At 39.8% G+C, this 22,063-nt stretch carries 19 protein-coding genes; 10 read left to right on the forward strand and 9 right to left on the reverse strand.

The window, feature by feature from the left end:
* The first annotated feature begins 98 nt into the window (after positions 1-98).
* From ACKWCF_RS14215 to ACKWCF_RS14235, 5 genes are all read left to right on the forward strand, one after another.
* On the forward strand, positions 99-1,517 hold the full coding sequence (locus ACKWCF_RS14215) for a sigma-54-dependent transcriptional regulator (RefSeq protein WP_409478264.1): 1,419 nt from the start codon (positions 99-101) through the stop codon (positions 1,515-1,517).
* Positions 1,518-1,536: 19 nt separating this feature from the next.
* Complete coding sequence (locus ACKWCF_RS14220; RefSeq protein WP_409478265.1) at positions 1,537-3,276, forward strand: adenylate/guanylate cyclase domain-containing protein; 1,740 nt, start codon at positions 1,537-1,539, stop codon at positions 3,274-3,276.
* A gap of 373 nt (positions 3,277-3,649) precedes the next feature.
* Positions 3,650-5,185 carry a vWA domain-containing protein gene (locus ACKWCF_RS14225; protein ID WP_409478266.1) on the forward strand — a complete coding sequence of 512 codons (1,536 nt, stop codon included), beginning with the start codon at positions 3,650-3,652 and terminating at the stop codon, positions 5,183-5,185.
* A gap of 9 nt (positions 5,186-5,194) precedes the next feature.
* Positions 5,195-5,737, forward strand: coding sequence for a glutamine amidotransferase-related protein (locus ACKWCF_RS14230; RefSeq protein WP_409478267.1), 543 nt, complete (start codon positions 5,195-5,197; stop codon positions 5,735-5,737).
* A complete protein-coding gene (locus ACKWCF_RS14235; protein WP_409478268.1) occupies positions 5,725-7,461 on the forward strand; it encodes a bifunctional chorismate-binding protein/class IV aminotransferase in 1,737 nt (578 codons plus the stop codon). The genes ACKWCF_RS14230 and ACKWCF_RS14235 overlap by 13 nt, the downstream gene beginning before the upstream one ends.
* Here ACKWCF_RS14235 and ACKWCF_RS14240 read toward each other — a convergent pair.
* From ACKWCF_RS14240 to ACKWCF_RS14250, 3 genes are all read right to left on the reverse strand, one after another.
* Positions 7,445-7,858 carry a hypothetical protein gene (locus ACKWCF_RS14240; protein WP_409478269.1) on the reverse strand — a complete coding sequence of 138 codons (414 nt, stop codon included), beginning with the start codon at positions 7,856-7,858 and terminating at the stop codon, positions 7,445-7,447. The two genes, ACKWCF_RS14235 and ACKWCF_RS14240, sit on opposite strands and share 17 nt — an antisense overlap.
* A gap of 118 nt (positions 7,859-7,976) precedes the next feature.
* Positions 7,977-8,762 carry a lysophospholipid acyltransferase family protein gene (locus ACKWCF_RS14245; protein ID WP_409478270.1) on the reverse strand — a complete coding sequence of 262 codons (786 nt, stop codon included), beginning with the start codon at positions 8,760-8,762 and terminating at the stop codon, positions 7,977-7,979.
* A gap of 85 nt (positions 8,763-8,847) precedes the next feature.
* Positions 8,848-10,848, reverse strand: coding sequence for a hypothetical protein (locus tag ACKWCF_RS14250; RefSeq protein WP_409478271.1), 2,001 nt, complete (start codon positions 10,846-10,848; stop codon positions 8,848-8,850).
* 181 nt (positions 10,849-11,029) lie between these two features.
* Here ACKWCF_RS14250 and ACKWCF_RS14255 point away from each other — a divergent pair, with 181 nt between their 5' ends.
* On the forward strand, positions 11,030-11,374 hold the full coding sequence (locus ACKWCF_RS14255; protein ID WP_409478272.1) for an AgmX/PglI C-terminal domain-containing protein: 345 nt from the start codon (positions 11,030-11,032) through the stop codon (positions 11,372-11,374).
* A 5-nt stretch (positions 11,375-11,379) separates the two neighbouring features.
* Here ACKWCF_RS14255 and ACKWCF_RS14260 read toward each other — a convergent pair whose 3' ends face one another.
* From ACKWCF_RS14260 to ACKWCF_RS14285, 6 genes are all read right to left on the reverse strand, one after another.
* Positions 11,380-12,423: an L-threonylcarbamoyladenylate synthase gene (locus ACKWCF_RS14260; protein WP_409478273.1), complete on the reverse strand. Its 1,044-nt coding sequence runs from the start codon at positions 12,421-12,423 to the stop codon at positions 11,380-11,382.
* Positions 12,410-14,983, reverse strand: coding sequence for an ABC transporter permease (locus ACKWCF_RS14265; RefSeq protein WP_409478274.1), 2,574 nt, complete (start codon positions 14,981-14,983; stop codon positions 12,410-12,412). The genes ACKWCF_RS14260 and ACKWCF_RS14265 overlap by 14 nt, the downstream gene beginning before the upstream one ends.
* Positions 14,983-15,654: an ABC transporter ATP-binding protein gene (locus ACKWCF_RS14270; RefSeq protein WP_409478275.1), complete on the reverse strand. Its 672-nt coding sequence runs from the start codon at positions 15,652-15,654 to the stop codon at positions 14,983-14,985. Before ACKWCF_RS14270 ends, ACKWCF_RS14265 begins: the two co-directional genes overlap by 1 nt.
* Before the next feature lies 1 nt (position 15,655).
* Positions 15,656-16,288 carry an arylesterase gene (locus ACKWCF_RS14275; protein ID WP_409478276.1) on the reverse strand — a complete coding sequence of 211 codons (633 nt, stop codon included), beginning with the start codon at positions 16,286-16,288 and terminating at the stop codon, positions 15,656-15,658.
* Positions 16,289-16,371: 83 nt separating this feature from the next.
* A complete protein-coding gene (locus ACKWCF_RS14280; protein WP_409478277.1) occupies positions 16,372-16,770 on the reverse strand; it encodes an RNA recognition motif domain-containing protein in 399 nt (132 codons plus the stop codon).
* Positions 16,771-17,004: 234 nt separating this feature from the next.
* Positions 17,005-17,499: a peptidylprolyl isomerase gene (locus ACKWCF_RS14285; RefSeq protein WP_409478278.1), complete on the reverse strand. Its 495-nt coding sequence runs from the start codon at positions 17,497-17,499 to the stop codon at positions 17,005-17,007.
* A gap of 137 nt (positions 17,500-17,636) precedes the next feature.
* Here ACKWCF_RS14285 and ACKWCF_RS14290 point away from each other — a divergent pair, with 137 nt between their 5' ends.
* Genes ACKWCF_RS14290 through ACKWCF_RS14305 form a run of 4 tightly spaced genes read left to right on the forward strand, consistent with a single transcriptional unit; the run spans position 17,637 to position 21,927 of the window.
* Positions 17,637-18,206 (forward strand): HNH endonuclease, encoded by a 570-nt coding sequence (locus ACKWCF_RS14290; RefSeq protein ID WP_409478279.1) that lies wholly within the window; start codon positions 17,637-17,639, stop codon positions 18,204-18,206.
* A gap of 36 nt (positions 18,207-18,242) precedes the next feature.
* The gene (locus tag ACKWCF_RS14295) at positions 18,243-18,704 is read left to right on the forward strand and encodes a GNAT family N-acetyltransferase (RefSeq protein WP_409478280.1); all 462 of its coding nucleotides are present in this window, start codon (positions 18,243-18,245) and stop codon (positions 18,702-18,704) included.
* A gap of 18 nt (positions 18,705-18,722) precedes the next feature.
* Complete coding sequence (locus ACKWCF_RS14300; protein WP_409478281.1) at positions 18,723-20,366, forward strand: hypothetical protein; 1,644 nt, start codon at positions 18,723-18,725, stop codon at positions 20,364-20,366.
* Positions 20,356-21,927 carry an AmpG family muropeptide MFS transporter gene (locus tag ACKWCF_RS14305; protein ID WP_409478282.1) on the forward strand — a complete coding sequence of 524 codons (1,572 nt, stop codon included), beginning with the start codon at positions 20,356-20,358 and terminating at the stop codon, positions 21,925-21,927. The genes ACKWCF_RS14300 and ACKWCF_RS14305 overlap by 11 nt, the downstream gene beginning before the upstream one ends.
* Positions 21,928-22,063: the final 136 nt, after the last annotated feature.

Raw genomic sequence — 22,063 nt, forward strand, 5'->3', positions numbered from 1 at the left:
GGCTTAAGTTTTTTTGACACCTCCGTCAAAAATTAGATTAGGATAATCAAGTAGATCATGATGATCTTTGACCACGCGACCTCCACGGAAGGAAGTACATGAAGACCAGCCGAGTTTTGATTTTAGATGATGAATCAACACTAAGAACCGCTCTATTTCGCTTACTTGATCGCAAAGGTCATAATGTCGTTACAGCTCAAAAAATTGATGAAGCGAAAAACTTCTGTGCTCCTGATAAAAAATTTGATTTAGCTATTGTTGATCTGAATTTACCAGATGGCGATGGCATGGAGTTCATGACTTTCTTAAAACAATTGTATCCAGAAATTCAAGTCATCATCTTAACGGGTTCTGGTTCTATTGATTTAGCTATTAAAGCGACTCAGCAAGGCGCTTACCACTTCTTAACTAAGCCTTTTAATGTAGAAGAACTTATTAGCCTTGTGGATAAAGCGTTAGATCACAAATCTTTACAGCAAGAAAATATCCAGTTACGCCAAGAAATCACTTCTAAATACAAATTCACGCAAATCATCGGCGAAAGCCAATCTATTAAAGAGTGTCTTTCATTAGTTGAACGTGTGGCTGATTCTGATTCAACCGTGTTAGTTCAAGGTGAATCAGGAACTGGTAAAGAATTAATCGCCAGAGCTATTCACTATAATTCTCCGCGCGCTAAAGGCCCTTTTATCGCCATTAACTGCGGTGCGATTCCTTCTGAATTATTGGAATCTGAATTATTCGGTCACGTTAAAGGCGCTTTCACAGGCGCAATCGCTAACCGTGCCGGCCGTTTTGAATTAGCTGATGAAGGCACATTATTCTTAGATGAAATCGGCGATTTAGAACCGAGCTTACAAGTAAAACTATTACGCGCTTTGCAAGAAAAGAAATTCGAACCTGTTGGTTCAACTAAAACTGTGTCAGTTAACGTACGTGTTATCACAGCGACTAACGTAGATTTAGAAAGAGCCGTAGAAGAAGGTAAATTCAGAGAAGATCTTTATTACCGTTTAAATGTTATTCCGATTCAAATTCCAGCATTACGTGAGCGTAAAACAGATATTCCTCTTTTACTGAATCACTTTTTAAATAACTTTAATAAAAATAAAACAAAAACCATCTCAGGGTTTTCTCCTGAAGCGATGAATTGTTTAATTAACTACGCTTGGCCAGGAAATATTCGTGAATTAGAAAACTTAGTTGAACGTTTATCTATTCTTAAAGGCTTTGGCGAAGTGGCACCGCAAGATTTACCGGCTAAATACAAATCAGCAGCGGCTTGTTATGCTGAAACCGGTTCAATTGATATTCCTGAAGAAGGTTTAGATTTTAATAATGCTGTCGACCAGTTTGAAAATGCTTTAATTATTAAAGCCTTAGAAAAAACGGGCTGGAATAAAAACCAAGCGGCGATGTTACTCAGATTAAACCGCACGACTCTTGTTGAAAAGATGAAGAAAAAAGGTCTTAAATCTGGCGCAGAAACTTCTGAGCTGGAAATTGGCAACGCCTAAATGGTAAAGCGGAACCACCGTGATTTACCAAAATAAATTTATCATTACGACTAAACTTCCAATCGACCGCCTCTGGGCGGTCATGTCTGATACTTCACGCATGAATAAAACCATGGGTCTTCCCGCTTGGGAAGAAGCTGAACTAAACGGTTCACGCGTTGTACGCACTCATGTTTTAGGCCAAGAGCAAGAATGGGTTGAATCGCCTTGGACTTGGATTGTGAATCAAGAAATCAATCAAGAGCGCATCTACAAAAAAGGTTTGATGCAAAAACAAACCGGTAAGTTTCGCATTCTTTCAGAAAAAACTTCGGATGGCTTAAATCAGGTTGAAGTTTCTTTTACTTGGTACGGTGGAGCTTTGCTTCGTTTTGTGATTGGGCCAATGTCAGCTAAGTTTTTAAAAAAAGCGATGACTGAGTACGTGCACAGCCAAGAACGAATCTATTTCGCCAATGCACAAGCTAAGAACTTAGCTTTAACACCGTTACGAGAATTAACTGCGCAAGATAAAGATTTTATCGAAGCAATTGTCAAAGAAGCACAAAGTTCAAAGCCTGAAATTTTAAAAACACTTCTACGCTACCTGATCGCTTCTGATACCTTAGATATTCATAAAATTAATCCGAAAAAAACGGCCAAAGAGACTGGGCTTAAAACACATGAAGTGATCGAACAATTAACTAAACTCACGCAAAGTGGATACTTAGCTTTAACGTGGGATGTGATTTGCCCTCATTGCCGTGGACCACAACTTGAAGCTTCGAAACTTCGTTTTGTGGCCGAAAGCACTACGTGTCACTCTTGTGATTTGGAATTTTCAACACAATCTGATCAATCTATTGAAGTGACGTTCAAGCCACAATCCAAGTTTCGCGAAATCGGAAGTGTAACTTACTGTGCGGCAGAGCCTGCGAAAAAATCGCATATCTTAATGAACTGGCCACTTAGCGAAATGCAGTCGGCAAAGATTGATTTAAAACCAGGAACTTACCGGGCCCGCACATTACACGGCAAAAAAGAATGTGAAATTAAAGTTGAAGATAAAACATCTTCAACACAAAAAGTAAATTTAGATTTTAAACAGCCGCAAATGACCTTAGCCTCTGGTGAAACTGAAATTTCTTACTCTGGCTCAGAAAAAGATTTTTTCGTTTTTGAAAGCCTAGCCTGGAGTAATGAAAGATATTTAGCCGGTGAAGCTTTAAGTAACACCCACATTCGCACTTTAGTGAATGATGATTTATTAAAAAGCGGTGTAAAGCTAGATATCGGTGAACAAATCATTTTATTTACTGACATTGTCGGATCAACGCCGATGTATACACGCTTAGGCGACAACAAAGCTTTCATCGCTGTTCAAGATCACTATGTTGAAATTGAAAATATCATTAAGGCACATAATGGCGTCGTGGTTAAATTTATCGGTGATGCGGTGATGGCCGCATTTACGGATGCCAGTTTAGCGTTTAAAGCGAATCAAGACATTCATTCTGCGTTTAAAAATAATAAAGACTCTTTAGTTTTGCGCACATCATTTCATATAGGTCAGGTTTTATGTGTGAATATGAACGTGGGCTTAGATTATTTCGGGCAAACCGTAAACACAGCGGCCAAATTACAGGGATGGGCGGATGGTTTTGAAACCGCTGTGTCAGAGCAAACGTTACAGAGAGTACCAGAGTCACAACGTTTGCAGCTTGTGATCAAAAAATCAGGCTTTGATGACAAACTTAAGGAGCAAGTTCTCGTTTTTTAAGACCTTTAATTTAGGAGGAACACCACACTTAACATCAGTTGAGCGAACCAAATGGCTATGTTTAGTCTGTGTGTAAATGTTAATGTTTTGTGTCTATAACCCATGCGAATTCCTCCTCTTATTTACATATTACTTACATATATAAATAACGTGTAAATTATCACTTTGTCTACCCCCATTTTTTGAAAGTTTAAGATCTGGCTCTTTGACTAGACACTTTTAAACATAATCTTCTAAAACTGATTTTTTTCGCTAATAACTTCGACATATTTGAAAAAATGCAGTGCAAAAATAGTGTTCCACACATCTTTAGTCCAGCTAACGGCCCGCCGAAAGTTTAGTGCTTCTATTCTAAGACCCTGGGGAGGGACCAATGAAAAGCACACGTCATCTAATCACATTCTTCGTGGCAGCGATGGCAATGTTAACTCTAACTGCATGTAAATCGAAAATGAGTTTCACGCCAGCACCATCTATCGACAATACAGCACAAGATTTAACAGGAGAGGTTAATGAGTTCTTTAAACTCTCTGAATCACAACAAACTCTGACGCAAGATTCGTTAGATGAAAACGTTACGGCGATTTCATTTCAGGTTAAAAAACCAGATGGATCACTTTTAGATTCATTAAATAAGAACGATCTCTTTGTTTTAGAAGATATCATTCCGGTCAACGCGTTTAACTTATCTAAAAACACTTTAGAAACAAAAGAAGTTGTTGATATCGCCTTTATCGTGGATGTCACAGGTTCAATGTCAGCCACTATTGAATCAGCGAAAGTGCGTTTAACTAACTTCGTTAAAAAATCGCGCGAAGCTGGTTATCACACACGTATGTGCTTAGTGACTTTTGGTGACTATACAATTCGCCGTTGTGATAAGTTTTATGATAACAACCCGTCTGATCCTTCAACGGTGGCGCAAGTTGACGAATTAATTTCTGAGATCACTAAACTTAAAGCTTTAAAAGGTTCGCAAGATCCAGGCGGTAAAGATTTAAATGAGAACCCAATGCGTGCACTAATTGATACAGCCTCAGCACCATGGGCTACAAATAACCAACGTTTTGCCATTTTGATTACGGATGATGGTTTCTTATATTCACCGGGTAATAGCGGCGCTGTGGGTGCTTTAGCTCCGCAATACGCTGAAGTTAAATCAGCACTAGCCGCCTCTAAAGTTAAAGTGTTCGCGGCGACTCCGTCTTTAGCGGGTTATGATAAAAACTTCGGTTCTGAAAAAGGCATCGTGGCCTTAAGCCAAGGTGAATGGTTTAACTTTGCTGATTTAATGTCTGGAAAAATCACTTTAGATACAATCTTAAATCGTATCTTAACGAACGTGAATACGACATTCACTATCACTTATGTGGCTGATCAAATCCCAGGTTTAAATCCATCACTGGAATTAGCTTTACGTAGCTTTCAGGTGCAATTATTAAATCCTTCTTTAGGGACTATTCAAAATTTACAGTTTAATTCAAGCTTACCTTACGGTCGTGCAGAGTATAAAAAAGAATTCGCTTTATCTTTAAATAAAAAAATTAAGAAAAATTCTTTAAAAATTTTAGTCGATGGCGTTGCTGTGACTAAAGGCTTTCAATTAACGAATGAGGGTAAACTTAAATTTGACAAAGCTCCGGGTAAGGCTTCAGTCATTAAGGTATCGTATATCTATGAGAAGCTGCAAGATTCGATTATCTTAAAGCCCATTCTATTAGGTCAGGTTGACCCAAGATCGGTTGAAGTTTGGTTAAACGGCATTAAAGCCAAAGCTTCTGACTATACTGTCGACCGTACTATGGAAGGCAGATACCTTGTAAGCCTTCAAGATAGCGCTTTAGCTGATTCTGACCCTTACAAAATTTTTGCCAACAATGGACTACAGTTTGAAGTAAAATTCAGATAGTATAGCTGGGTGTTAAAAGCTGTATTAATCGATCATCACGATTCATTTACTTACAATATCAAAGCGTGGCTTAAATCACGCTTTGCTGTTTCTGTGGTTGATTGCAGCGAAGTTTCACAAATTAAACCTGAAGATTACGATTTAGTGATTATTTCACCTGGTCCTAAGACACCGGGCGATTACCCACAAAGCAAAACGTTTTTAAAAAATCTGCCTTCTAACAAACCTGTTCTCGGAATTTGCTTAGGCATGCAGATGATGAACGAAATCGAAAATGGACAGGTGCAAGCTTACTACCCGCCTGTGCATGGTAAAACCAGCGCACTGACATCTGAGAATATAAATTACAATCACGTTCAGGTGGCTCGTTATCATTCTTTAAAATGTGATATGGCCGATCAATTTGAAGTTCTTGCGATGAGCGAAAATATTCCGATGATTGTGCGCCATAAAAATAAAAAATGGTTAGGCCTGCAATTTCATCCCGAATCGTTTTTAACTGAAAAGCCAGAAACATTTTTACAAGCGGCGGTAGACCTATGCAGCCGGTAATTTGTTTTTATGAAAATAAAAAATTTATTCACAGCACTGATTACCAGTTAATTTCATGCAGTGATGAACATGATGCGCTTTTCTTTTTAGAGCAGATTGAAAAAGACTACGCTGACCAAATGAAAGTGGTAAAAATTAATTTTGCCGCTTTAGAAACGCCGTTTTCAAATGATACGTGCAAGACTTATGTTAAAACCCCAAAGGCGCAAGTTTTTGTTTTAAACAGTTATGAACTTGTGACGCAAAAAGATTTAGAAAATCTGTATCCTGAAAAAATGACATCTCGCCCGGCGTATTACCCAACGGTACGTGAAAACGTTTTTTTAGAAAATGTTCAGTCGATCAAAGAAGATATTTGCCGCGGTCGCTTTTATCAGATGAATTATACTGCAGCCCTTGAGGCCGAAGCCCCAGAACGCCACAGTCTTTTAAGTAGCTTTGTGCATGTCTCAGATGTAGGCGGCGATTACCGTGCTTATTTACCACTAGGACATGAAGAAGCCATTCACTGTTTATCGCCAGAATTATTTTTAAAAAAATTGGGCCCAAAAGTAATCACTCAACCCATCAAGGGCACTTTACTTTCAGGCCGTGCATTGCCTGAATTGCAGAATAGCCGTAAAGAAAATGCTGAGCTTTCAATGATCGTAGATCTTCTGCGTAACGATTTAAACACTTTATCTTGTGATAAGTATAACGACAGTTCGCGTGTGAACTTTCACCGTCAGATCATGGATCTGAAATACACAGCGCACACTTATTCTGAAGTTGAAATTAACACCTCAAAAAAATTCAGTGAAATTGTCGCTAGAACTTTTCCCGGTGGTTCGATTTCAGGATGCCCTAAAAAAGAAAGCCTTAAAAAAATTGCTGAAATTGAAAATTATCACCGCGATTTTTACACCGGATCTATTGGCTGGTGGAAAGGTGATGATTTCTGTTTAAATATCGCCATTCGCAGCAGCTACCAGAAAAAGCGTCAGCTGTATTATTTTACTGGTTGCGGGATTGTGTTTGATTCAGAACCGCGCCGTGAATGGCATGAGTTCTTAACGAAATGCAGTTTCTTAAATCTATTTATCGAATACACCCCTATTGTTGATACTTTGGCTTTTAGTGATGGCATTAGTTACTTACCAGAACATATCGAACGAACCTTCTTAGCGTTTCGTGACCAAATGGTGCAAATTGATAAGTACCAAGTGCAGAACCTTTATCAAAAAATTGAGCAAGAGCTGCGTGAAAAAATTAAAACCGCAGATACTTATAAAGTACGCGCTATTTTTAATAAAAACCTTACTTACCGTCTTGAGATCACTCTGCTTGAAAAGAAGAACGATGAAGTGGCTTTACAGCTCATAGCCTTCGATAAGTTCTTACCGCAGTTTAAAACCACCGAACGCAGCACTTGGGATAATATTCTTAAAAACAAAAGCGCAGAAGCTGACGATGTTTTAGTGGTGAATCAGCAAGGCCGTGTAGTAGAAGCTTCGATTTACAGCGTCTTTTATAAAAAGGATGGCGAATTCTTTACCCCGCCGATCAGTGATGGCGGCATGTACAGCGTGTATCGTGCGCATCACATAAAAAAAGGTTCTATCACCTTAGATGACAGAACCTTTAAATTATCTGAAAGATCTTTACCAACCAGCGAACTTGAATCAGTCGAACTTTACGTCGCTAATTCAGTTCGTGGTTTAAAGAAAGCTAGCCTACTTTTCTGAAGTACGGAGATTTTTGAGTTGGCCTTTCGTGCGAAGGATTTTGTTTAAATTTCATAAACTGTTTGTAATCCTTTTTGAAAGCTGAATGGTAAGCCACTTCGTGCTTATCAAATACTTTATCTAACCAAGAATAATAAGTCTTATACATGTGATTGTTCATAAAGTTGCAATACCACATGAATGGCATTTTGTTAGAAACCCAGTGTTTTTTAGAAAAGCTTGTGATTTCTTTATTGAAGTACGCCCACCACTTTACAGCTTCTGGCTTATTTACAAAATTTGACGTAAAAAAGTTTCTGCCTTTATACGTAAAACCAATTTCATAACCTTTACCAACAGGTTTGAAGTAAGTTTTAAACAAATTTTTGCCAAGCTTATAATTTTTTGATTTAGTCATTTGTTCCTTCTGCGTGTCAGCGACACGACTCTTCCGAAAAAGTTAAGGCTGATTGCCAAGACTTTTATCGGTAAAAACAAATCTAAAACTAAGTTTATTTAGATATTTCTGTGTTAGCCTACATGGATTCTTTAAATGGAACGTATTTTTCTGAAACCATCGCGTGAAGTTTCGCTGCGATTTCCGAGCGGTCGTCTTCAGGTTTAGTATAAACCAAGGGTAAAAACTCTAGTTCACAGACAAGTGTTTCAAGTTGTAACGATCTCCAAATTGAAGTCAGAAACCCGATATCGCCGTACCAGCAGAGTGAATCGCGGTGTTTAAACTTCACCGGCCCACCGTCCACAGAACGAAAGTTAAATACAAAGGGGCGAATCGGCACGTCAGCTAAGCCCGCAGCCATCATCAAAGTTTTTTTAAACGGCAAAACTTTTTCGCCATTTGAAGCTGTCGACTCAGCGTAAAGTACAACACGAAAACCTTTTTTTAAAACGGTGATTAAATCTTTAAGCTCGTCATGAATTTTCATACGGTTGACGCGGTCAACATAAGTGCATCCGGCCACTTCACAAATTAATCCCAGGCCTGGTGTGTTGCGCATTTCACGCGAAGTGATAAAAACCGCAGGCACAATAGTTTCAAGACAAAGAATATCGATAAAGCCTACGTGATTGCCGATTAATAATGATTTTTCATGATGCGGAATCGGATTTTTACAAATCACTTCAACACCAAAAATTTTAGCTAACTTAATTCCAGTACGGTGCGCGTGCACCGTTAATTTTCCACGACGGCGATCTGGATCGCGAGTCGTAAAATAAAAGAACAAACCTTCGATAACGTATTTAGAAATAACGAAAACGAATAACAATAAACGAAAAAAAGCGCGGACATTACGATACATTTAAGTACGATCATTACTTAAACCCAATAAAAAAGCCAGCTTTACAGCCGGCTTTTTTATAAGAAACGTTATTTCTGACTTAATTTTAGAGTTTGTTTAAGTAGAAATACAGAGTCATTGGCGTTAATGTGTACTTAAGCTCTGTTTCTTGACTTGAAGTCAAAGCAGCATTGGCCGCAGCCACACAAGCCGCATCAGTGCTTGCCATACGACCACTTTCTTTAAGCTCGACTAACATTTTTGTCGCAGTAATTGATTTGAAAGAAAGAAGTGTTTTGCGAACCACACGGCAGAACGTTGAACCATTTGCCGAAGTTGGTACCGTCATACTTTCTGTTTCTTCATCTTCAAGTGTTGCTGATTTTCCATCGGCTGCATAATTTAAGATGTTTGTAATGAAAGCGTTTTTTGGACGACCTTTAAAGTCATCACGGCTTACGAATTCCCAAGGGTTAACCGCTTGCCAGTTAAATCTATATTCACGTTCACAACCACCACCTGAAGCTTGGTCGCGCGCTCTCCAGTAAGCATTCGCATAACAACGGTAACCAGCTAAGATCGCAGCATTTGATCCACTGCCTGCTGAACTACAAGCTGCATCTTGCGCTAAGATTGTTTCTGGTCGACCTAAGTATTCGCCGCTTCCTGGCGTGTACTGTGTTGATGATGGATTTCCGCCGGCATCAGTAAATTGTCCGCCAATATGTTTACATGTCATATTGATGTTACCCATTGGACCTGAACCATCAGGATCCACATTTGTGTAATGACATTCATTTTCACGAAAGCCTGTGCCGTATTGAGTAGCCACATTATCATCACATTGAGCAGCGTTACCTATAGTATTCCAGTTAGTTACATTCACTGGTTTTTGTGTCGCATCGTTAAAACAACCGCCACCTTGAATACCCACATGCCATGCAATAGTTCCTGCCGACACTGGAGATCCCGGCCATGCGCCTGTGTAAACTTTCGATTTACAAGCCCACGCGTTGTATATTTTTGTTGTTCCTGAAACTAACATCGGACGGCAATCAGCTTCTTCGTGTTGTGCTTTTGCCAAAGTACCAGATGTTGTCATCCAAGGTTGGTCGTACGGAGCTGCGCCCATGCCACCCCAATCAGATGTTGTTGACCAAACGTAAGGTCCAAAATTCATCGCTCCCGAAGCAGCTCTTACAGTTGGTAAAGTTGTGATGTGAATGCGGCCATGTCCGCGAGCTTCGTCAGCAGAAAAACCTGTGTTTCCGCCACAAGCCCCAATTGAATTTGCATAATCGCCACCCCAAATTGAAAGGGCATAACGATCAGCAGTTCCCACGGTACCACTTGTTACCGGACAAGAAGTCATCGTGCCACTTGCATCTTTCACGCAAGAGCCACTGTTAGGTGTAAATTCTTTACCGTCAAAACGAGCTAAAGAAAGTTTAAAACCAATGTGAGGCATACCTGGATCATCAGGATCTTGTGCACCCACAGTAAATGAAGCGCCTACTTTTTCATAAGCATCCATAGTCCATTCACCTGTTGGATTAAATGCTGAAGCAGCAGCAACCGGAGTATCTTGCTGAATAGCTGCTACAGAACCTTTCGGAACTTCTACAGTTCCATCTTCTGCTAAAACGATACTGCCTAAATCCATACTACCTGTGGCTACCACCGCAGAATCAGATTTCGGATTACCATTTAAATCTGTTTTTGAAGAATCAGTGAATTTCACTTCAGCAACAACAGCCTCTGTATTTTCATCAACAAAGGTAACAGTGATTGCGGTACCCGCAGCACCACTGCCAAGATCTACTGAAAAGTTACCTTGAGCATCGACAGAACCTGTCGCTGTTGTCGGAGGTTCAGTCGCAGCCGTTGCTACGATTTCTAAATCATCAAAACCATCTGCGAAAGCACTCATATCAGATGACTTTAAAGACATCTTACTTAAGGCCATTGACGACGAGCCACCAAGTTGACCACTGATCACTAACCCAGTGCCGCCAACTCCGCGGCCACCTCCACCTGTACAAGCCATTAATGTTAAAACTGACGAGACCAATCCTACCCTACATACGTTCCATAAAGAAAACTTCATCTTCCCTCCGTGTGTTCTAATGAAGACCAAATTAGTTTGCTGAACAATGACAGGAATTCATAACCAATTTTTTTTAACGCCGACAAACGTCCGGAAATGGTTCAACTTACGTATCAATGTGTTATAACTAGAGTCATAACGCTGAGACGTTGAGAACAAAAATTTTAACAGGAATTTCACAATGAAAAACAAATTTTTAATTTCTTTAGCAATCACTTTTGTATCACTTTTTTCATTCGCAAAATCGCAAAACACTGAAAGTTTTCAAAAACCAATAAAAAAGAATTTAGCCAAACTGCAAAGCTGCAGTGAAAAATCGGCAACAGCTGTATCAGGAACAGTTGTTGTGGATTTAGAAATTAACGACAACGCTTCAATTCAAAGAATTAAAATTAACGATGAGCAATCAACGCTTACAGATCTAAACGTACAACAATGTGTAGTTCTGACGATGAAAACATTTAAGTTTCCAAAAGCTGCCAAAGGCCAAATCGTTCCGTTCAGTTATCCGGTCAATTTTAAATAATCGCATTACTCAATAATCAGGCTTGCCGCCTTGTACATTCTATCAAACACGCTCTCCCACATTTCTGAATTGTGGTAAGGCATTTGAATAAAACAAAGAACGTCAGGCTTACGCTCACTCATCGCACGTAGCTGCGAATACAATTCTCGGGCCGCCTGCCCCGGATCTTTAGATAAAGTCAGAAATACGATATTTTTGATTTCGTGTTTTGGTTTAACAATCTTGACGTGTTCAACTTCATCCGGAAGTTCTTTTAACTTCGTATTGATGATACCGGTGATTTCACTGAGTTTCATCGCCGGATTTTTACAGATCACGAAAGGAACTTCGGGCATGTAGTGATGCTTCATGTGCCCCGGAGATTCTTTTTTATCAACTGCTTCTAACCAAGAAAATTTAAGATCGGTTTTTAAAAGCGAAGTCAGTAAATCAGATTTTAAAACAGCACCTTTACGTAAAATCGCTAACTCATAAGTATTATGTTGCGGTCCGCGAAATGAAACCTTAACCATTAATACCGTTGATTCGATCCCAATTTCACTTTGCCCCTGATCAAGCACAACAACCTGATCACCGAATTCTTTTTTAACGTGTTCGGCTTTAGTTGGAGATGTTTTACCGAACTTGTTTGCACTGGGTGCTGCCACCGGAACACCGACAGCCTCAATTAACTTTTTGGCTAACGGGTGTTTCGGCATACGCACACCCACACTGTCTAAGCCTGAAGTGATCATATCAGAAATTAAATCTGATTTTGGCATCACTAAAGTTAAAGGCCCTGGCCAAAAAGCTTTCGCTAAGTGATCGGCCATGGCGTGCCATTCTTTAAAACAAGTCTTTGCCTGATCGATTGATGAGACATGCACAATGAGCGGATCAAAAAACGGACGTTCTTTTGTTGAAAAAATTTTTTTTAAACCTTCAGGGCGGTCAATACGTGCCCCAAGGCCATAAACTGTTTCAGTGGGAAAAGCCACCACGTTACCTTGCTCAAGCAAGTGCACGGCCTGTGCAAAATCATTGTTTGAAGGACCATTATTTGCTGTCAACTAAGCCACCTTCGTTCTTTAACAAAGTAAGGGGTTGTAATGATCTCAAAGGCTGCATCGACACTTTTAGTACTCCGAACGTGATTGAAACTAGCACTACAATTAAAGATAACATTGAAACATAGTCAAAATAAATCCCCAATTTGAACATCGCACTTACGATCGCGTAAGAAATTAACGACCCTAAGCCAAGTCCGACCATTAAACTTAAGAAGGCAATCAGACTAAATTGCGTAATCATAATGCGATAAAGCTGATCTTGTGTAGAACCTAGCACTTGTAGCAGATTCATTTCATTAATACGCTCACCTACCTGAGTATTGATCAGGATAATGAAAATAAAAAAGCCAACCACGAGTGCCAGTGTTGCCATAATTTGTAACGCCAAGGCCATTTGATCGATGAAGACCAATGACTTTTCAACACTTTGTTGAACATTAATAATAGAGATATTGGCAAAACGATCAACCACCGCATTTTGTAATTCACGCACCTGATCTTGGTTAATTTGCATCACGGCACTTAAATAAACTTGCGGCGCTTCTTCTAAAACCCCGGGTTGAAAAGTAATAAAGAAATTCGGTTGAAAACTTGTCCAGCGCACACGGCGAAGTGAAGTGACTTTGCCTTTAATTTCTAACCCCTGCACATCAAAAGTCATGATATCGCCAAGTTTAGCTCCGACACGTTCGGCGTATTTCTCTTCAAGACTGATTTCTGAAACCTCACCGGTTTGGCCCGTAAACCACTGGCCATCAACTAAATCTTCTGACTCTTGCAGCTTCGCTTTATAAGTTAAATTCACACCACGATTTCTAAAACGCGCTTCATTTTCTGATTCGCGGGTTTTAAAGAAACCTTGTTCTTCAACGCGTTCGTAACTTTGCTCGTTAATTTTTAAAATACGAGAACGCACCAGCGGCGTTAATTCAATATCCTGGCCGGTTTTATCTTTGACGATTTTAACCAGTTCATCTTTTTGATCCATCTGAATATCAAACATAAACACCGATGGGATTTTAGAACTATGAGCCGGCCTTACTTCTTCGATAATTGATTTTTTAATATGTGGAAGCAGCGTTAACACCACCACTGACAATGTCATCGTCATAAAAATCAGATCCGTTGACCCTGGTTTTCTGATTAGACTTAAAAACGCATATTTAAGATCAAAGTTAAATTTATCAACGACTAAAGCTGTTGCACGACGAAGTACCGAAATAAAAATCCAAGCTGTCAGTGTGGCGCCAATTAAGCCCACCATAAAAATCGAACCGGTTTGCAAAGAATGACTTTGCCAAACGGCTAAGCCCCAGAAAAGTAAACCAACTCCTACGGCCCAGATAATTTGTGTGCGGCGTGAAAGGTGGGCTTGGCTTAACTCTTGGCGAAGTAGCACCAGCGGGTTCATGGTCATTGCCGCTAAGTATGTAGGAATTGCAATTAACTGCGGCCCTAAAACCACGACAAAAAAGCTTACTAAGATTTGCTTAGGACTTACGATTAAGTTAATCGGAATTTTAAAATAGTTATCTAATAGAGCTTGTACCGGAGCTAATGCTAAAATCACGATCGCTAAAGCAATGACGAAAGAACCAACAGATAAAAATAAATTTTTAAGCACCTGAACTTTTAAAATTGATGATTCATCAAGACCTAAGATTTTATAAATAGCGATGGTTTTTTTCTGAATCTGAAAAAACCAATTTAGCATATAGCTTAAACATAAAAAACATAGCCCGATTGAAATTAACGACACTAAACCTAAATAATCAATCAAGTATCTAAAAACGCGGTTACCGCCATCATCTTCTTGTAAAGCACTGTTAAAACGAAGTGACGGATCTAAATAGTTTTTTTCTAAATCAGCTTTAGCCGCATCAGCCGCCATCGGGTCATTGAGCTGATACAAATAACTCGTTGTTACCGTACTGCCTGGCTTAACTAAATTTGTGGCGCTTAAATCTTTTTCTGAAATCAGAATAAATGGCGCTAACGCCCCTAATCTGAAGGTGCGCGAAGGGTCTGAAGTTAGAACGCCTTTAAGCGCCAGATCGATATCGCCAACTTTTAACTTTGCTGACGATTGATCGGTGATTTTCAATTGATCAACCAATTCAGGGTCCACATACACAGCCCCAGGTGTGATATTTTTTAAAATATCTTTTTTTCCTTCAGTGGTTTTAATTTCTAAATCACCATAGACAGGATAATTTTCGCCAACCGAACGAACTAACACTAAACGTGATTGTTCACCAAACTTCACCATGGCGAAAAAATCACTGGATTTAGCTTTTTTAATAAACTTTAAATTTACTTTTTCTTCGATTGATTTAACTTCGTCGTCTGTAATCACCCGACGGGCTGAAATAACAATATCCCCGCCCAGAATTTCTTGGGCTTTGTCTTTTGTTTGCTGATCAAGACTTGCTTGAAAAACCTGCAACAATAAAAAACCTAAGAAACCTAAAACTAAGTTAAAAACAAAAAAAGCATTTAACTTTTTTTGTGATAATAAATCTTTCCTGACAAAATGAAGTAGCTTTGAAAAACTTTGCATTACATCGCCTGTAATTTTCCACCGTGAAGTTTATAAATCTTGTCACAACGACGGGCTAAATCCATATCGTGGGTTACAAGCATTGTTGTCGTGTTATGTAATCTGACCTGTTCAAAAAATAGATTCATGACTTTTTCACCGGTTTCACTATCTAAACTACCTGATGGTTCATCGGCTAATAACAAACTTGGTTTAATCGCTAGTGCACGGGCCAAAGCTAAACGCTGTGATTCACCACCACTTAATTGGGTGGGTTTATGATCAAGCCTGTGGCCAAGGCCCACTTGTTTTAATAATTCGATGATGTCTGATTTAACAACGGGCTTATTTAAAATTTCTAATGGTAATGACACATTTTCAAAAGCTGTTAAATGACTGACTAAGTGATACTGCTGAAACACAACTCCGATATGGCTTGCGCGAAAGTTTGTTAATTCATTACCACGCAGTGATTGTAAACTTTTACCGTGAATTAAAATCTCACCGTGATCAGGTTGATCTAAGCCTGAAACAAGCCCGAGCAAGGTCGATTTACCTGAACCCGAAGAGCCTACCACAGCTACCACTTCACCGGTTTGCACGGTTAAACTTAAATCATGCAAGATCGTCATCTTTTCGCTGGAATCGGTTGTTAACTGGTACGACTTTGAAAGTTGATTGATTGTAATCATATTATTTACCTAATAATTTTTTAACAAATGGATACAGGTTATCGGCTACGATCTGATGGCCTTTTTCATTCGGGTGAATACCATCAGCTAAATTTAAATCTTTATTACCCGCCACTTTATCAAGTAAAAATGGCCCTAACTGAATTTTATTTTTTGCTGCCACTTTGGCGTAAACCGCAGAAAATTTCTTTTCATAGTCTTTACCGTAATTCGGCGGCACATGAAGCTGACCTAAAGCCACTGTGATATTGTTTTTCTTAGCCCATTCGATCGTGTCGTTAAGATTTTTTTCTGTATCTTCAACTTTTAAACCACGAAGACCGTCGTTACTTCCTAGTAACACCAGCACGATGTCAGGTTTATCTTTCGCAATCCACTTAATACGTTGAAGACCTGAAGCCGAAGTTGATCCACTTGAACCAGAGCTGATGACTTTCCAATTTAATTTATCGGTATCGACTTTCTTTTGCAGTAATGCGGGAAAAGCTGCGCTTTGGGCTACGCCATAACCTTCAGTGAGTGAATCACCAAGAATAACAAATTTTTTCGGTGCGTTTGTTGTCGTAGAGGTGTCGGCGGCCATCGCCGTAAATGAAAACAAAATGATTGTTAAAATCGTGCAAATATTTTTCATGCACGTAGTATATAGGGAATAAAAAAACCCACAACGGATTACGTTGTGGGTTCAAATAGATATTTGATTGGGTTCTTACAAAATTAGTAAGAGTTTCCGCCGCGGTCACCACCGCCGAAACCACGACCGCCACCAGAGCGTCCGCCACCACCGAAACCACCACGGCCACCGCCGCCACCGCCACGAGGACCACCGAAACCACGACCGCCGCCGCCACCGCCACCAGTGCGAGGCTCTTGAGGTTTAGCTTCAGAAACGCGTACTGGGCGTCCACCGATAGTTTGACCATTCATTTTTTCGATAGCTGTATCTGCACCGGCATCGTCTTCGATTTCTACGAATCCAAAACCTTTGCTACGACCAGACATTTTATCCATTACAACACGTGCTGAAGTAACAGTTCCGAATGATGCAAATGCTTGTTGTAATTCGTCATCTGTGATTGAGAACGATAAGTTCCCTACGTAAATTTTCTTTGCCATTTTTCCTCCGGGCAATTTTTTAAAACGGACCCTCGAACCTTGAACCTGATGCCGGAGAAAAACTCTTTCGGACACTTCGAACTCTCGATAACCTTGGATCTTTTTTCTGTTTACCAGATTTACCAGTAAACAAAATTCTTATTACTAAGCCTAAATTATGACCATTAACTTTTTCAACAGGAAAATTATAAGAGCTAGCCTTATGACAACCCGCCGATAAATCTTAACAGTTTTTTAGTGATGAGCATGCCCGTGTAAGCCATGAACGTGGCCGTGGGCAATCTCTTCAGCAGTTGCTTCGCGAACTAACGCAACTTCGATATCAAAAACTAAATCAGTTCCCGCTAATGGGTGGTTACCATCTAACGTAACGTGGGTATCGCTGATTTTAGAAACCTTAACGATTTTCACACCTTCGCCTAATTGCAATTGTAAGTGTGATCCAATTTCTAGACCTTGTAAGTGAGCTAATTCTTCTTTAGGTACATCCATCAACATATCTTGACGGAAATCACCGTAAGCTTGCGCTGCAGGAACCGCGATTTTCTTTTTCTCGCCTTCAGCCATTTTTACGATCTCAGACTCAAGTCCAGGGATGATTTGTTGTAAGCCAGTCATGAATGGCATTGGTTGATTTGGTTCTGAAGCATCAATTAAATCGCCGTTATTGTTTTTTAAAACGTAGTTAAAAGCGATTACCATTGGTTTTGCAGTTGTTGTATTTGACATAAAAAAGCCTACTTTCGAGAATGAACTGGACCTTTGGTTAGCCCGTCTCATAGAGATATTCAAGCAAAAAAACCTCTTATTCTAGACATAAGGATTTTCGATGTTGTGTTGGGGCATTTCCCCCTTATACTTTAAGTATGGTCGCACTGGACGCGGTTTCTACAACCAGATCCCCATTAGCTGAAATCAGCACAAGCTTAAAAGCTTTAGTGTTGAATGCCAGCTACGAGCCGCTGCGCATAGTTTCATGGCAGAAGGCGCTCATTCTGTGGTTTCAAGATAAAGTCGAAATTTTAGAGTATCACAAAGCCTTCGTAAGATCGGTGACAACCACCTTTGATTTACCAAGCGTTATGCGCCTAAAAGCGTATATTAAACCTAAGAAAATCGATGGCGTTCGCTTCTGCCGAGAGAACGTCTACATCCGTGATAACTTTACCTGTCAATATTGCGTTAAGAAATTTGCCCAGAAAGACCTCACAATTGATCACGTGCTGCCAGCTTCACAAGGTGGCCCGAAGATTTGGACGAATGTTGTTTCTGCTTGTCGTAAATGTAACCAAACGAAAGCCAACCGAACCCCGGAAAAGGCTGGAATGCCGCTTCTGAGGCCGCCGCGGGTGCCATCATGGTTACCGGTATTGGAACACGAAATACTCACAGAAAAAATACCGGGCAGCTGGAAAGATTATTTACGCTTTAAATAATTCACCTTCTTAAAGTTTTCCGCTACCCTTCTTTTCATGTCACAATTTTCAATTGAACAAATCATGGCCGCACAAACGATCGATCTTCGCACGCGTATTTTGCGTCCGGGTCAACCGATCGAAATCTGTCATTACCCAGAAGATAATTTAAGTACGACATTTCACTTAGGTGCGATCTTTACATTCGAAAATGGTGATCGTGTGATTGCAGCGAATGGCACTTTCATGAAAGACGCCAATAAGTTTTTTCCTGAAGCAAAAAACCCTTACCGCCTACGCGGAATGGCCACCGATGATCTTTATCGCGGACAAGGCATTGGCTCTCAGATCTTGCAACACGGCGAAATGCTTTTGAAAGTTATGAACTGCGATTTGCTTTGGTTTAACGCCCGTGAAATTGCGTTTCCATTCTATGAAAAAAATGGATTTACCATCATCGGAGACATGTTTGATATTCCGGGCGCAGGCCCGCATAAAGTCATGTACAAGTGGCTATAATCCCTCTATCGTAGAAGGATGATAGTATCAATCACTCACAAATTATTAGTTAAAGAATTTACTGAAATTGTCTCTGAAACAAACGGCATCACGCTAACAGACACGTTAGATCTTTTGTTGTCTTCTTCGTTAAAATCTAAAAATGCCGATGCTTATGAATCTGTTGAAAGTTTTAAAAATTTATTAAACGAATTCATCACCAATCAAAAAACGATTCATGATCTGATCAAACATCCGTTCTCGTTAGTGCTTGAAGAGTTTTTTAAACGTTTTCCATTAAAATATCGCGAAGAGCATATTCATTTAACGGGTTCTTTAACAGCTGGCTTTTTATGGTCGAAGTTAAAACCATTACTTGATGGTCCGCACGCGGCGATCTACGAACAAAAAATCAAACACGCTTATGGTCAGAATGCTTGGCCGATTAAATCTGCCGCTGATGTTGATAAATTAATTCGTCTTAAAGAAACTGAAGGCTTTTCTGAATATTTAAAAATTCTTTTCTTACCGAAATTAATTTTTACTTCTCGTGAAGTTCACGCTGAAGCGGCCTACAGCATGGCTGAAGATTTATATACCAATTCTAACGTAGGTCATATTCGCTTAAAGTTCTCGTTAAGCCGTTCAACGTCTGATGCGGCCGAACAAATCCCAGGGGCTGATTCAGTGACGGCTGATGATGTGGTGATGGGTTTATATGATGGTTTTAGTTCGTTTCAGAAAAAACACCCTGATTTTAAATTTATTCTTTCACCGTCATTCAGAAAAGAACCAAGCTTTTTTGATTCAGCAAAATTTCCTAACCGCAAAGATCACTTCATGTACCAAGTCGATGAAATTTTAAAATTAATCGCGAAGTACCCTGAATTAAAAGATGTGCTAACTGAAGTGGATACGGTGGGTGACGAACGTGAAATGTACACGAAACAACATTTCTTCGAATTACAGGCCGGTTTAAGAAAACTTCAGTACAAAGGTTTCAAAATCAGATCCCATCACGGTGAAACATGGCACACCCTTCGCCATGGTATCCAAGCTGTAGATAATGCCATGAACATCTGGCACATCGATACGCTTGAGCACGGGATTTCTTTAGGTATTAATCCAAACAGATACTTTCACCGCCTTTACCAAAAAGTGATCAAACAAAATCACGAAGGTAAACCGGTTTCAAAAACTTCGCATGACGGAAAAGAATTATCAGATCTAAATTGGGATTCGCATAAAAATGTTTTAGAGAAACTATTCTCTGGCGAAACATTAACTGAAAAAGAGCGTACTCAATTTTTAAAAACTAAGTTCCATACAGCACGTGAAATTGAACAGTACCAACATGACGTTTTAAACCGTCTGATTCAAAAAGGTGTTTCATTAGTAGCCCTTCCGTCGTCCAACAATAAGCTGACTGGTAAATTTGAAGATTACAAAGACCACCCGTTTTCTTGGTGGGAGAAAAAGAATGTACAGTTAGGTGTGGGTACAGATAACTACGTGACCCTTAACACGAACTACATTCAAGAGATGTTAATTTTATTATTAACAGATCCAATGAATCTTAAAATTACAAAACTATTAATGGTGACCACGGGTGAAACTCGTCGTGCTTATTTAAGTCAGCTGTTATGGCAAATGCGAAAGGACATCAATAAAGATGTGGTTTAAAAAATTATTTAATCGCAAGCAATTATCGATTTTACTTCTAGGTTTTGCATCAGGTCTTCCGCTTGCATTAACCGGCCAATCTTTACAAGCCTGGCTTACAACCGATGGTGTGGATATTTCAACCATCGGTTTTTTTACGCTTGTAGGTCTACCGTACACCTTTAAGTTTTTATGGGCTCCGCTGATGGACCGTTTTGAATTACCTTTCTTTGGCCGCCGTAAAGGTTGGTTAGTGGTGACTCAGTTAGGACTGGCTGGATCATTATTTTTGATTTCGTTATTTAAACCCAGTGAAAGTGCGCAGGCCGTAGCTTTAGTAGCCGTATTAATTGCGTTCTTCTCCGCTTCACAAGATGTGGTTATCGATGCTTACCGTACTGATGTTTTAGATGCGTCTGAACGTGGGTTTGGTTCATCGCTTACGGTCTTTGGTTACCGCTTAGCAATGATCTTATCTGGCGGTATCGCCTTTGTTTGGGCCGATACGGTTTCAGGCAATGGTTGGGCGTGGTCAAAGATTTACACGATCATGGGCATGATCATGGCGGTGTTCTCGGCGATTTCGTTATTCTTTCTTCCGCCAGTTCCTAAAACATCAGTTGCTCCTACAACCAATGCGAAAAATGATGTGATCGGCTTTTTCGCGGTGGTGATTGCGGTGGTGATTGGTTACCAGTTTACTACAAAACTTGCGACTCCGTTTGCTGAAAACATGTTAACGCCGTTATTTCCAGCGTTAGAAGATGGCAAAGCCAACCCTGATTTAAAAAAATGGGCCGATATGGTTTCATTATTAATCGGTTTAGCTTTTACAGTTCCATTAGCATGGTTTGCAGCAAAGAAAGCCAAGTTTGAAACTTTAAATATTTCGTTATCGAATTATTTTTCGATGAAGGGTGCTGGCGCTTTCTTAGGTTTAATTATTCTTTATAAACTAGGTGATGCTTTCGCAGGTTCTCTACTTACGCCGTTCTTATTAAAAGGCGCTGGCTTTGCGCAAGCTGAAATCGGTGTAGTTAATAAAGTCTTCGGTATGTGGCTTACGATCTTTGGAGCCATTGCCGGCGGATCAATGATGGTGCGCCTTGGATTATACCGTTCGCTGTTAATTTTTGGTGTCTTACAATTACTTTCTAACTTTGGTTTCTATTACGTAGCTGTAGTTGGTAAAGGCGCTTGGGGCGGATTTGAATTACCACCGTTTGATATCGTGATTGCTTCATTAAAAGAAGCCACAAACGTTGACTGGTTATTATTATTTTCAGTCGCAATTGAAAATTTAACTGGCGGGATGGGAACAGCAGCTTTCGTCGCTTTCTTAATGGCGCTTTGTAATCAAAAATTTACAGCAACTCAGTATGCTCTTCTTTCTGCATTTGCCTCAGTAGGACGCGTATGGGTTGGGCCGTTAGCCGGAGTCTTAGTAACAAGTATTGGTTGGCCGAAATTCTTTTTATTATCGGCGATCATGGCGGTGCCAGGATTATGGATGATCTACAAAATGCGCGGAACAATCCGTGCACTTGAAGCTCCCGTTGGCGTAAACTTAGCTGACGATTAATTTGCTCGTTTTTCGACGCTCTTGATTTCGGTTTACATTGTAATCTGAATTCAAGAGCAAAATAAAAAAGAATCAGATTGTAAACCCAAAATCTGAGTCATAAAAATGCGCCATAAAAAAAGGACCCTGATGTGGT

This window comes from Pseudobdellovibrio sp. HCB154 (assembly GCF_046267985.1).
Classification (GTDB): domain Bacteria; phylum Bdellovibrionota; class Bdellovibrionia; order Bdellovibrionales; family Bdellovibrionaceae; genus Pseudobdellovibrio.

Coding starts and splice junctions, on each gene's coding strand:
- ACKWCF_RS14235 (WP_409478268.1), top strand. CDS start 5,725: ATGCAGCCGGTAATTTGTTTTTATGAAAATAAAAAATTTATTCACAGC.
- ACKWCF_RS14305 (WP_409478282.1), top strand. CDS start 20,356: ATGTGGTTTAAAAAATTATTTAATCGCAAGCAATTATCGATTTTACTT.
- ACKWCF_RS14295 (WP_409478280.1), top strand. CDS start 18,243: ATGTCACAATTTTCAATTGAACAAATCATGGCCGCACAAACGATCGAT.
- ACKWCF_RS14300 (WP_409478281.1), top strand. CDS start 18,723: ATGATAGTATCAATCACTCACAAATTATTAGTTAAAGAATTTACTGAA.
- ACKWCF_RS14275 (WP_409478276.1), bottom strand. CDS start 16,288: ATGAAAAATATTTGCACGATTTTAACAATCATTTTGTTTTCATTTACG.
- ACKWCF_RS14290 (WP_409478279.1), top strand. CDS start 17,637: ATGGTCGCACTGGACGCGGTTTCTACAACCAGATCCCCATTAGCTGAA.
- ACKWCF_RS14240 (WP_409478269.1), bottom strand. CDS start 7,858: ATGACTAAATCAAAAAATTATAAGCTTGGCAAAAATTTGTTTAAAACT.
- ACKWCF_RS14255 (WP_409478272.1), top strand. CDS start 11,030: ATGAAAAACAAATTTTTAATTTCTTTAGCAATCACTTTTGTATCACTT.
- ACKWCF_RS14280 (WP_409478277.1), bottom strand. CDS start 16,770: ATGGCAAAGAAAATTTACGTAGGGAACTTATCGTTCTCAATCACAGAT.
- ACKWCF_RS14270 (WP_409478275.1), bottom strand. CDS start 15,654: ATGATTACAATCAATCAACTTTCAAAGTCGTACCAGTTAACAACCGAT.
- ACKWCF_RS14225 (WP_409478266.1), top strand. CDS start 3,650: ATGAAAAGCACACGTCATCTAATCACATTCTTCGTGGCAGCGATGGCA.
- ACKWCF_RS14250 (WP_409478271.1), bottom strand. CDS start 10,848: ATGAAGTTTTCTTTATGGAACGTATGTAGGGTAGGATTGGTCTCGTCA.
- ACKWCF_RS14245 (WP_409478270.1), bottom strand. CDS start 8,762: ATGTATCGTAATGTCCGCGCTTTTTTTCGTTTATTGTTATTCGTTTTC.
- ACKWCF_RS14285 (WP_409478278.1), bottom strand. CDS start 17,499: ATGTCAAATACAACAACTGCAAAACCAATGGTAATCGCTTTTAACTAC.
- ACKWCF_RS14215 (WP_409478264.1), top strand. CDS start 99: ATGAAGACCAGCCGAGTTTTGATTTTAGATGATGAATCAACACTAAGA.
- ACKWCF_RS14265 (WP_409478274.1), bottom strand. CDS start 14,983: ATGCAAAGTTTTTCAAAGCTACTTCATTTTGTCAGGAAAGATTTATTA.